General features: G+C 73.0%; 9 protein-coding genes and 1 tRNA gene. 6 read left to right on the forward strand and 4 right to left on the reverse strand.

What is annotated here, in order from left to right; translation table 11 throughout:
* The first annotated feature begins 2 nt into the window (after window positions 1-2).
* The 4 genes from WA616_RS10605 (at window position 3) to WA616_RS10620 (ending at window position 3,397) form a co-directional block, all read left to right on the forward strand.
* Window positions 3-1,001, forward strand: a complete 999-nt coding sequence (locus tag WA616_RS10605; RefSeq protein WP_073422602.1) for a branched-chain amino acid ABC transporter permease — start codon at window positions 3-5, stop codon at window positions 999-1,001.
* A complete protein-coding gene (locus WA616_RS10610; protein ID WP_336029603.1) occupies window positions 991-2,007 on the forward strand; it encodes an ABC transporter ATP-binding protein in 1,017 nt (338 codons plus the stop codon). Before WA616_RS10605 ends, WA616_RS10610 begins: the two co-directional genes overlap by 11 nt.
* Complete coding sequence (locus WA616_RS10615; protein ID WP_217651352.1) at window positions 2,004-2,861, forward strand: ABC transporter ATP-binding protein; 858 nt, start codon at window positions 2,004-2,006, stop codon at window positions 2,859-2,861. The genes WA616_RS10610 and WA616_RS10615 overlap by 4 nt, the downstream gene beginning before the upstream one ends.
* A gap of 116 nt (window positions 2,862-2,977) precedes the next feature.
* The gene (locus WA616_RS10620) at window positions 2,978-3,397 is read left to right on the forward strand and encodes a DUF7712 family protein (protein WP_336029605.1); all 420 of its coding nucleotides are present in this window, start codon (window positions 2,978-2,980) and stop codon (window positions 3,395-3,397) included.
* A gap of 264 nt (window positions 3,398-3,661) precedes the next feature.
* Here WA616_RS10620 and WA616_RS10625 read toward each other — a convergent pair whose 3' ends face one another.
* Together WA616_RS10625 and WA616_RS10630 are read right to left on the reverse strand one after the other, a co-directional pair.
* Window positions 3,662-4,999, reverse strand: coding sequence for an ABC transporter substrate-binding protein (locus WA616_RS10625; protein ID WP_073422604.1), 1,338 nt, complete (start codon window positions 4,997-4,999; stop codon window positions 3,662-3,664).
* A 164-nt stretch (window positions 5,000-5,163) separates the two neighbouring features.
* Complete coding sequence (locus WA616_RS10630) at window positions 5,164-5,766, reverse strand: ANTAR domain-containing response regulator (protein WP_073422605.1); 603 nt, start codon at window positions 5,764-5,766, stop codon at window positions 5,164-5,166.
* Between the two features lie 80 nt (window positions 5,767-5,846).
* Here WA616_RS10630 and WA616_RS10635 point away from each other — a divergent pair.
* Together WA616_RS10635 and WA616_RS10640 are read left to right on the forward strand one after the other, a co-directional pair.
* A tRNA-Leu gene (locus WA616_RS10635) sits at window positions 5,847-5,920 on the forward strand.
* 53 nt (window positions 5,921-5,973) lie between these two features.
* Window positions 5,974-7,725 (forward strand): aminotransferase class V-fold PLP-dependent enzyme, encoded by a 1,752-nt coding sequence (locus tag WA616_RS10640; RefSeq protein ID WP_336029609.1) that lies wholly within the window; start codon window positions 5,974-5,976, stop codon window positions 7,723-7,725.
* Here the strand turns inward: WA616_RS10640 and WA616_RS10645 are convergent.
* Both WA616_RS10645 and pyk read right to left on the reverse strand, forming a co-directional pair.
* Window positions 7,703-8,578 carry an acyl-CoA thioesterase gene (locus WA616_RS10645; protein WP_336029610.1) on the reverse strand — a complete coding sequence of 292 codons (876 nt, stop codon included), beginning with the start codon at window positions 8,576-8,578 and terminating at the stop codon, window positions 7,703-7,705. The genes WA616_RS10640 and WA616_RS10645 overlap by 23 nt on opposite strands.
* Complete coding sequence (gene pyk, locus WA616_RS10650; protein WP_336029611.1) at window positions 8,575-9,990, reverse strand: pyruvate kinase; 1,416 nt, start codon at window positions 9,988-9,990, stop codon at window positions 8,575-8,577. The genes WA616_RS10645 and pyk overlap by 4 nt, the downstream gene beginning before the upstream one ends.
* Window positions 9,991-10,028: the final 38 nt, after the last annotated feature.

The following is a 10,028-nucleotide window of genomic DNA, read 5'->3' on the forward strand; positions in this document are numbered from 1 at the left end:
CCATGGGTGACCTCATCGACGCCCTGGCCGTCGCCCTCAAGGCCGGCCTCGGCTTCCAGGCGATCTTCTTCGCCCTGCTGGCCATCGGCATCAACGTGCAGTTCGGCTACGCCGGCCTGCTGAACTTCGGTCAGATCGCGTTCGCCCTGCTGGGCGGCTTCGGCATCGCGATCTCGGTGAGCCAGTGGGGCCTGCCCTTCTGGGTCGGCGTCGTCGTGGGCCTCGCGGCCGCGGTCGTCCTCGCCCTCCTGCTCGGCCTGCCGACCCTGCGGCTGCGCGCGGACTACCTGGCCATCGCGACCATCGCGACGGCGGAGGGCCTGCGGCTGCTGTTCCGGTCGGTGTCGGCCACGCCGGTCACCAACGGCACCCGGGGCCTGTCGTCGTTCAACGGCGACTTCATCTCCCTCGCCCCGTGGGCGACCAACGAGCGCTACCGCATCCTCGGCACCAGCTGGTCCGGCGGCGAGCTCTGGGTCGCCGTCGTCGGCTGGGTGCTGGTCATCCTGGCCTGCCTGCTCGTCTGGGCGCTCATGCGCAGCCCCTGGGGCCGCGTGCTCAAGTCGATCCGCGAGGACGAGGACGCCGTCCGCGCCCTGGGCAAGAACGTCTACGTCTACAAGATGCAGGCGCTGGTCCTCGGCGGCATCCTCGGCGCGCTCGGTGGGATGGTGTACGCCGTGGGCACCGGATCGGCCGTCCCCGACCAGTACCAGAACGCCAACACGTTCCTCGCCTACGCCGCCCTGATCCTCGGTGGCGCCGCGCGCGTGCTGGGTCCGGTGGTCGGGTCGATCATCCTGCTGTTCATCCTGCAGTTCGCCGACACCGGTCTGCGGCTGCTCATCGACAACGGCATCATCCCCGAGGGCCTGCTGTCCTCCACCGACGTCGCGCAGATCCGCTTCGTGCTCGTGGGTGTCGGGTTGATGCTGCTGCTGGTCTTCCGCCCGCAGGGCATCTTCGGGGACCGACGAGAGGTGATGCTCGATGCCCGCTGAGAACACCCCGGCCGGCGCCCACGCGGCGTCGCTGGACAAGGGCGGCGTCCACCGCGCGGCGCCGCAGCGACTGGCCCAGGCCGCGCTGCGCGACGTCCCGTGGGAGGTCGGCGTCGCCAAGCCGGACCCGGCGATCGTCGTCGACGGCGTCACGCGCACCTTCGGCGGCCTCACCGCGGTCGCCGTCGACCACCTCGAGGTGCAGCGCGGCGGGATCACCGGCCTGATCGGGCCGAACGGCGCCGGCAAGACGACGCTGTTCAACCTGCTGACCGGCTTCGACCAGCCCAACACCGGCACCTGGAGCTTCGACGGGCGCCCGCTGGGCAAGCTGGCGCCGCACCAGGTCGCCCGGCTCGGCGTCGTCCGCACCTTCCAGCTCACCAAGGCGCTGTCCCGGCTCACCGTGCTGCAGAACATGCTGCTCGGCGCCCAGGGCCAGCGCGGCGAGAGCTTCCTGCGCGCCCTGGTGCCCGGGACCTGGAAGAGCCAGGAGAAGGCGAACACCGACAAGGCGATGGACCTGCTGCGGCGGTTCAAGCTCGACGCCAAGAAGGACGAGTTCGCCGGCACCCTCTCCGGCGGTCAGCGCAAACTGCTCGAGATGGCGCGGGCGCTCATGAGCGACCCGAAGGTCGTCATGCTCGACGAGCCGATGGCCGGGGTGAACCCCGCCCTGACGCAGAGCCTGCTCGGCCACGTCAAGGACCTCCGCGAGGAGGGCATGACGGTCATCTTCGTCGAGCACGACATGGACGTCGTCCGCGACATCAGCGACTGGGTGGTCGTCATGGCCGCCGGCCGGGTGATCGCCGAGGGCCCGCCCGAGTCCATCAGCCAGAACCAGGCCGTGGTCGACGCCTACCTCGGCGCCCACCACGACGCCCCGCTGACCGTCGAGGAGGAGGACCAGGTCCTCGCCGAGGCCGAGGCGCAGATCGCCGCCGAGGAGCACGGCGGCGGCGAGGTCCTGGGGTCCGACGTGCACAAGGAGACCGGTCGATGAGCGACCCGCTGTTCCAGGTCGACGAGTCCGGCGAGGACGTCACCCGCGCCGACGAGGCCGCGGCCGGCACCACCGAGCTCTCCCCCGCGGAGAAGGCCGCCACCCGCGAGGAGCACCTGCGCCTCGCCGAGGGCGCCCTGGTGCGCGCCGACGACCTCGTCGCCGGCTACGTCCCGGGCGTCAACATCCTGCGCGGCGCCGACTTCTACCTGCAGGACGGCGAGCTCGTCGGGATCATCGGCCCCAACGGCGCCGGCAAGTCGACGCTGCTGAAGACGCTGTTCGGGCTCATCCCCGTGCGTTCGGGGTCGGTGACGCTGCGCGGCGAGGAGATCACCTCGGCGCCCGCGCACCGGCTGGTCTCGATGGGCGTGGGCTACGTGCCGCAGAACAACAACGTGTTCCCCTCGCTCACCATCGAGGAGAACATGCAGATGGGCGTCTACCTGCGGCCGAAGACGTTCAAGGAGCGCTTCGACTACGTCATCGACCTCTTCCCGCTGCTCGGCGAGCGGCGCAAGGGCAAGGCGGGCGCCCTGTCCGGCGGTGAGCGGCAGATGGTCGCCATGGGCCGGGCGCTGATGATGGACCCGTCGGTGCTGCTGCTCGACGAGCCGTCGGCCGGTCTGTCGCCGGCCTACCAGGACGAGGTGTTCATCCGCTGCCGGCGGATCAACGCCACCGGGGTCTCGATCATCATGGTCGAGCAGAACGCCCGGCGCTGCCTGCAGATCTGCGACCGCGGCTACGTGCTGGACCAGGGCCGCAACGCCTACACCGACACGGGCAAGTCGCTGATGACCGACCCGAAGGTCATCGAGCTCTACCTGGGGACGCTCGCCAAGGCGCAGTGACCTCCTGAGCACCGGCAGAGGCCGGCGTCCCCTCCGGGGGCGCCGGCCTCTGTGCGTCCGTGGGCGTCCGTGGGCGTCCGTGGGCGTCCGGGGAGCCCGCGGGGTAGGCACGGGCCGTGAACTGGACCTGGGACCTGCGCAGCCGCGACGGCGGCATGAACGGCCTCGACTTCTGCCGCGCGCTGACCGCCGGCGGCTTCTCCGGCGTGCTGGTGCACGCCGCGCCCGCGCGGCTGGGCGTCCGCGTGACGGCCGACGACGACACCGTCGTCGTCCGGGGCGACGCCGACCGGGAGGGCGACTACTCCCCCGTGACGCTGCTCGAGCTCGCCGACGGCGGCGTGCGGCGCAGCGAGGTCTGGCCCGACGAGAGCCACCTGGGGCTGCCGGTGCTGCTCCCCGGCGGCGAGGTCGGGGTGCTGCTGCGCTGGGAGCACGCGCCCGACCGCAGCTGGTGGCGCTGGGCGGTCGAGTTCTCCAACCACCGCGGCCGCCCGGCCGACTGGGCGCCCGAGGGGCAGCACCTGCAGCGCTGACGACGGCCCGCGGGGCGCTCGAGGCAGCTCAGGGCGCCGGAGGGCCGCCGTCCTCGCGCCGTCGTGCCCGGCCTCGTGCTGCGGGGCGAGGCCGGGCACCGCAGCGCGAGGTCGAACGGGGTCGGGCGCGTGCGGGAGCCGGCCGAGCAGCTTCCCGACGGGCCCGCCACCCGTCCGGACACGACAGCGGCCCGGCACCCCGTGAGGGGTACCGGGCTGCTGCCTGGTGTTCAGGTCACCGCTGCGGGTTGCCCCGCGGCAGGATCAACGCTGCGGGCCGATGCCCTGGTCGTTGAGGCCCTGCAGGATCCGCGAGGACTCCTCGAACCCGATGACGACGATCGCGTCGGGGTTGAAGTCGACCATCTGCTGGACCTCGGCGTCGAAGTTCGCCGCCTGCGGGTCGTAGGTGACGCTGACGATGTCGTCCTCGGAGAGACCGGCGCTGACCAGGTTGTTCAGCGTGTTCTCGGCGAGGCCGGTGCCGTAGGGGTCGTTGAGCGCGAGGATCCCCACGGTGTTGTTGCCGTCCGCGATGATCAGGTCGGCGAGGGCGCGGGCCTGCAGCGTGTCCGGCGGGGCGGTGCGGAAGTACAGCCCGTTGTCGTTGTACGTCGTGAACTGGTCCGACGTGTTGGCCGGCGAGAACTGCAGGACACCGGCGCCGGTGATGGCGTCGATGACCGTGAGGCTCACGCCCGAGGACGCCGCACCGATGATCGCGTTGACGCCGGACTGCAGCAGCCGGTCGACGGTCTGGGTGGCGGTGTCGGTCGAGGCGTCACCGGAGTCACCCTCGACGAGCTGCACCGGCGCGCCCAGGGCGCCGCCCGCGGCGTTGATGTCGTTGACCGCCAGCTTGGCGCCGGCGACCTCCGGCGGGCCGAGGAAGGCCAGGTTGCCGGTGAGCGGCAGCAGGGTGCCGATCACCAGCGGGCCGCCCGTGGCGCCGGCCGGCGCGTAGGCCGGGCCCTCGTCGCTGGTGGCGTTGGCCTCGTCACCGGCGATGACGAACTCGGTGGCGTCGTTGTCCAGCGCGTTGTCGTCGCCGAACTGCAGCAGGCCGAAGCTCGCCGCGGCCGGCTCACCGGCGTCGGTGAAGGCCAGCGGGCCGGAGATGCCGTCGTAGTCGACGTTCCCGCCGGCGTTGATGATGTCGAGGCAGGCCTGGAAGCTGTCGCACTTCTCGCCACCGGCGGTGATGCCGTTGACGTAGGCCTTGAAGACGTTGGCGTCGTTGGTGCCCGCGGCCTGGGCGGCCAGGGCGGTGACGATCACCGCGTCGTAGGTCTCGCCCGCGTAGTTGTAGTCCTGCAGGGCGGGGTCGACCTCGAGGAGCCGGTCGGTGAAGTCGGAACCGAGCTCGGTGAGGGGCGTCGTGCCCTTCATGCCGGCCAGGGAACCCTGCTCGGTGAAGTCCTCACCGAGCGCGTTGCCCATGTTGCCGTCGGTCCCGTAGATGTTGACCTGCTTCTCGGCGTCACCCGAGGCGTCTCCGCCCGAGCCGCCACCGCTGTCGTCGCTCCCGCCGCCACAGGCGGTGAGGGCGACGAGAGCGGCAGACGTGACGGCGATGCTGCGGGCGTAGGTACGCGTGCGCATCCAGCAACTCCCAGTTGTCGTACGTCGGTCCGGCGGGCCGGGCGCGAGCGCCCAGGCCCCGTCAGTCCGCAGAACGTAACCGCTGTCATAGGGAGCGGAAGGGGAGGCCAGTGGACCGTGATTAGGTCGTGACCTCCCCTGTTCCGGGCGGGTTACGGCGTCCCTCAGGAGGGTGCACCCTCCGCAGCCGCCGCGTCGGTGGCGAGGACGCGCTCGGCCAGTGCCTTCATCGAGGTGCGCTCGTTCATGGCGGTGCGCTGGATCCACCGGAAGGCCTCGGCCTCGGTCATCCCCTGCTCGGCCATGAGCCGGCCCTTGGCCTTCTCCACGACCTTGCGGGCCTCCAGGCGCTCCTCGAGCGTGCGGACCTCGTCGTCGAGGGCGGAGATCTCGGTGAACCGGGCGCGGGCGACCTCGATCGCCGGCACCAGGTCGTTCTTGGAGAACGGCTTGACCAGGTAGGCCATCGCGCCGGCGTCGCGGGCCCGCTCGACCAGCTCCCGCTGGCTGAAGGCGGTGAGCACGATGACGGGGGCGATGCGGTCGGAGGCGATCTGCTCGGCGGCGGCCAGGCCGTCGAGGACCGGCATCTGGATGTCGAGGATGACGAGGTCCGGCGTCAGTTCGCGGGCGCGGTCGACGGCCGTCTGGCCGTCCCCCGCCTCGCCGACGACGACGTACCCCTCCTCCTCCAGCATCTCCTTGAGGTCGAGGCGGATGAGGGCCTCGTCCTCGGCGATGAGGACCCGGGTCGGCTCGCTGCTCACGGGCGGAGAGCCTAGTCACGACGGCCGGGAGTGGCCTGCCGGTTAGGCTGGCCGCGCCGTGACCTCGGTCGCGGCGGGCGGCCCCCGTACCCCAATCGGCAGAGGGAGCGGATTCAAAACCCGCGCAGTGTGCGTTCGAGTCGCACCGGGGGCACCGTGCCAGGGCGGCTGCGCCGCCCCGTCCGGACCACCCAATACGGTGACGGAGTGAGCGAGCCCGTCCCCCACATGACCCCCGAGCAGTTCCGGCAGCACGGTCACGAGGTGGTCGACTGGATCGCCGACTACTGGTCCCGGCTGGAGTCCTTCCCCGTCCGCTCGCGGGTGGCACCCGGCGACGTGCGCGCCGCGCTCCCGCCGTCGGCCCCCGAGCAGGGCGAGCCGTTCTCCGCCGTCCTCGCCGACCTCGACCGTGTCGTCCTGCCCGGGGTCACGCACTGGCAGCACCCCGGCTTCCTCGCCTACTTCCCGGCCAACACCTCCGGGCCCTCGGTCCTCGGCGACCTGCTGTCGGCGGGCCTCGGCGTGCAGGGGATGTCGTGGGTGACCAGCCCCGCGGCCACCGAGCTCGAGCAGCACGTCCTGGACTGGTTCGCCGAGCTCCTCGCGCTGCCCGCGTCGTTCCGGAGCACCGGCACCGGCGGCGGCGTCGTCCAGGACTCCAGCTCCGGGGCGAACCTCGTGGCGCTGCTCGCCGCGCTGCACCGGGCCAGCGGCGGCGCCACCGTCCGGCACGGCGTGCTGCCGGAGGAGTACACGGTGTACGTCTCGTCCGAGACGCACTCGTCGATGGAGAAGGCCGTCCGGATCGCCGGCCTCGGCACCGACGCCATCCGGATCGTCGAGGTCGACGGCGACCTCGCGATGCGCCCGGCGGCCCTAGCGGCGCGGCTGGAGCGCGACACCGCCCGCGGGTACCGGCCGGTGCTGGTGTGCGCGACGGTGGGCACGACGTCGACCACCGCCGTCGACCCGCTCGCCGCGATCGGGGAGGTCTGCCGGCGGTACGGCGCGTGGCTGCACGTCGACGCCGCCTACGGGGGCGTGAGCGCCGTCGCGCCGGAGCTGCGGCACCTGCAGGCCGGCGTCGAGGAGGCCGACAGCTACACCACCGACGCGCACAAGTGGCTGCTCACCGGGTTCGACGCCACCCTCTTCTGGGTCGCCGACCGGGCCGCCCTCACCGGCGCGCTGGCGATCCTCCCCGAGTACCTGCGGAACGCCGCGACCGAGGCCGGCGCCGTCGTCGACTACCGCGACTGGCAGATCGAGCTCGGCCGCCGGTTCCGGGCGCTGAAGCTGTGGTCGGTGGTGCGCTGGTACGGCGCCGAGGGGCTGCGGGCGCACGTGCGGTCCGGCGTCGCGCTGGCGCAGGAGCTGGCCGGGTGGGCCCGCGACGACGACCGCTTCGACGTCGCGACGCCGCACCCGCTGTCGCTGGTGTGCCTCAAGCCGCGCTGGCCGGCCGACGTCGACGCCGACGTGGCCACCATGACGCTGCTCGAGCGGCTCAACGACGGCGGCGAGGTGTTCCTGACCCACACCACCGTCCGCGGGCAGGTGGTGCTGCGGGTGGCGATCGGTGCCCCGACGACGACGCGGGCGCACGTCGAGCGGGCGTGGGCACTGCTGTGCGAGGGCCACGACTGGCTGGCCGCCGACTTCGCCGAGCAGGCCGCCGAGCGCGCGCGGGCCGAGGCCGAGCGCAAGGAGGCCGAGCGCCGGGCCGCCGAGGAGGAGGCGGCCCGCCGGCACGCCGCCGAGCAGGAGGCCGCCGAACGGGAGGCCGCCGAGCGCGAGGCCGCCGAACGGGAGGCCGCCGAGCGGGCCGCGCAGCAGCCGGGTCGGGAGGAGCCGGCCGCGGAGCCCGCGGACCAGGAGCCCGCGGACCGGGAGCCCGCGGACCGGGAGCCCCGGGAGGACGCCGAGCCGGCGGCTACTCCCCCAGTGACCGGATGAGCCCCTCCTGGGCCACGGTGGCCACGTGCGTGCCGTCGGCCGCCCAGATGCTGCCGAAGCACAGCGCGCGGCCGGCCGAGGCCGCGGGGCTGTCGGTCTCGTAGAGGAACCACTCGTCGGCCTGCACCGGCGCGTGGAACCAGACGGCGTGGTCGAGGCTCGCCCCGACGTAGCGGCCGCCCCAGCCCCCGCCCTCGCGCGCCAGCCCCGCGGACAGCAACGTCAGGTCGCTGACGAAGGTCAGCGCGGCCGCGTGCACCCCGGGGTCCTCCGGCAGCCGCCCGGCCACCCGGAACCAGGCGTGCGACCGGGTGTCCGGCGGCGACTTGGGCTCCGGCGCGAACGGGTCGGCCAGCGGCCGCTGCTCGACCGCCCGGCTGATCTCCAGCGCCGGGGCGGCCACCGCGCCGTGCCCGGCGGCGTGCTCGGCGAGCGAGGCCAGGCCGTCGGGACCGGGCACGCCGGGCATGGGCCTGGCGTGGGCGACGACGGCGGTCTCCCCGGCGTGGAAGTCGGCAGTCAGCGCGAAGACGGCGACCTCCTCGCCGCGGCGGCGCTGGTGGGCGATCACCCGCCGCGTGGAGAAGGAGCGGCCGTCGCGGATCCGCTCGACGGTGTAGCGCAGCTCCTCGTGCGGGTCACCGGGCCGCAGGAAGTAGGAGTGCAGCGAGTGCACGCCCCTCCCCGCCGGCACGGTGCGGACGGCGGCCATCAGCGCCTGACCGGCGACCTGCCCGCCGAAGATGCGCTGCAGCGTCGTCGTCGGCGTCTGCCCGACGAAGACGCCGGGCTCCCGCTCCTCGAGGTCGAGGACGGTCATGAGGGCGGCGGCCTGGGTCCCGCCGCCGGTCACGAGTCCGTGCCGACTTCGTGCACCCGGATCAGGTTGGTCGAGCCGACGGTGTTCGGCGGGCTGCCGGCCACGACGACGACGCGGTCGCCGACCCGCAGCCGCCCGATCGACAGCAGCGAGAAGTCCACCTGCTCGACCATGTCGTCGGTGTGCTCGACGGCGGGCACGAGGAAGGTCTCCACGCCCCAGGACAGCGCCAGCTGGCTGCGCACCCGGGCGTCGACGGTGAAGGCCAGCAGCGGCTGGCGGGGGTGCAGGGCGGCCAGGCGGCGGGCGGTCTCGCCGGTCTGGGTGAAGGTGGCCAGCGCCTTGACGTCGAGGGACTCGCCGATGTCGCGGGCCGCGCGCACGATGGCGCCCGACCGTGACCGGGAGCGGCGCACCAGCTCGGGCACCCAGCGGTCGTCGCTCTCGACGGCGCTGATGATGCGGTCCATCGTGCGGACCGCCCCGACCGGGTAGCGGCCGACCGAGGTCTCGCCCGACAGCATCACGGCGTCGGCGCCGTCGAGGACGGCGTTGGCGACGTCGGAGGCCTCGGCGCGGGTGGGCCGCGAGTTGACGATCATCGACTCGAGCATCTGGGTGGCCACGATGACCGGCTTGTTGCGCTCACGGGCGGCCTGTACGGCGCGCTTCTGCACCAGCGGCACCTGCTCGAGCGCGAGCTCCACGCCCAGGTCGCCGCGGGCCACCATGATCCCGTCGAACGCCTCGACGATGGCCTCCAGGTTGGCCACCGCCTCCGGCTTCTCCAGCTTGGCGATGACGGGGACGTTGACGTCCTCCTGGCGCATGATGTCGCGCACCAGCTCGACGTCGGCCGGCGAGCGGACGAACGACAGCGCGATGAAGTCGACCGACAGGTGCAGGGCGAAGCGGAGGTCCTCCTCGTCCTTCTCCGACAGCGCGGGCACGCTGACGGCGACGCCGGGCAGCGACAGGCCCTTGTTGTTGGAGACCTCGCCGCCCTCGACGACCAGGCACCAGACGTCGGGGCCGTCGATGCCGACGACGGAGAGGGCGAGCTTGCCGTCGTCGACGAGCAGGCGGTCGCCCACGCGGGCGTCGTTGGCCAGGCCCTTGTAGGTGGTGGAGACGCGCTCGGCGGTGCCCTCGACGTCCTCGACGGTGATGCAGACCCGGCTGCCGGTGACCCAGGTGACCGGGCCGTTCGCGAACGTGCCGAGGCGGATCTTGGGGCCCTGCAGGTCGGCGAGGACGGCGACGGCGTGGCCCGTGGCGTCGGAGGCCTGCCGCACGCGGAGGTAGGCGGCCTCGTGGTCGGCGTGCGACCCGTGGCTGAAGTTGAGCCGGGCGACGTCCATCCCCGACTCGACGAGGGCGGTGATCTGCTCCAGGGAGCTCGTGGCCGGACCCAGGGTGCAGACGATCTTCGCGCGGCGGCTCATGGGGGGAACGCTAGTCGGCGGAGATTTCCGGAAGGAGA

The organism is Geodermatophilus sp. FMUSA9-8, from assembly GCF_037034165.1.
Classification (GTDB): domain Bacteria; phylum Actinomycetota; class Actinomycetes; order Mycobacteriales; family Geodermatophilaceae; genus Geodermatophilus; species Geodermatophilus nigrescens.

Excerpts from the sequence above, each read along its gene's own strand:
- pyk (WP_336029611.1), bottom strand. The coding sequence starts at position 9,990 with ATGAGCCGCCGCGCGAAGATCGTCTGCACCCTGGGTCCGGCCACGAGC.
- WA616_RS10605 (WP_073422602.1), top strand. The coding sequence starts at position 3 with ATGGGTGACCTCATCGACGCCCTGGCCGTCGCCCTCAAGGCCGGCCTC.
- WA616_RS10610 (WP_336029603.1), top strand. The coding sequence starts at position 991 with ATGCCCGCTGAGAACACCCCGGCCGGCGCCCACGCGGCGTCGCTGGAC.
- WA616_RS10615 (WP_217651352.1), top strand. The coding sequence starts at position 2,004 with ATGAGCGACCCGCTGTTCCAGGTCGACGAGTCCGGCGAGGACGTCACC.
- WA616_RS10625 (WP_073422604.1), bottom strand. The coding sequence starts at position 4,999 with ATGCGCACGCGTACCTACGCCCGCAGCATCGCCGTCACGTCTGCCGCT.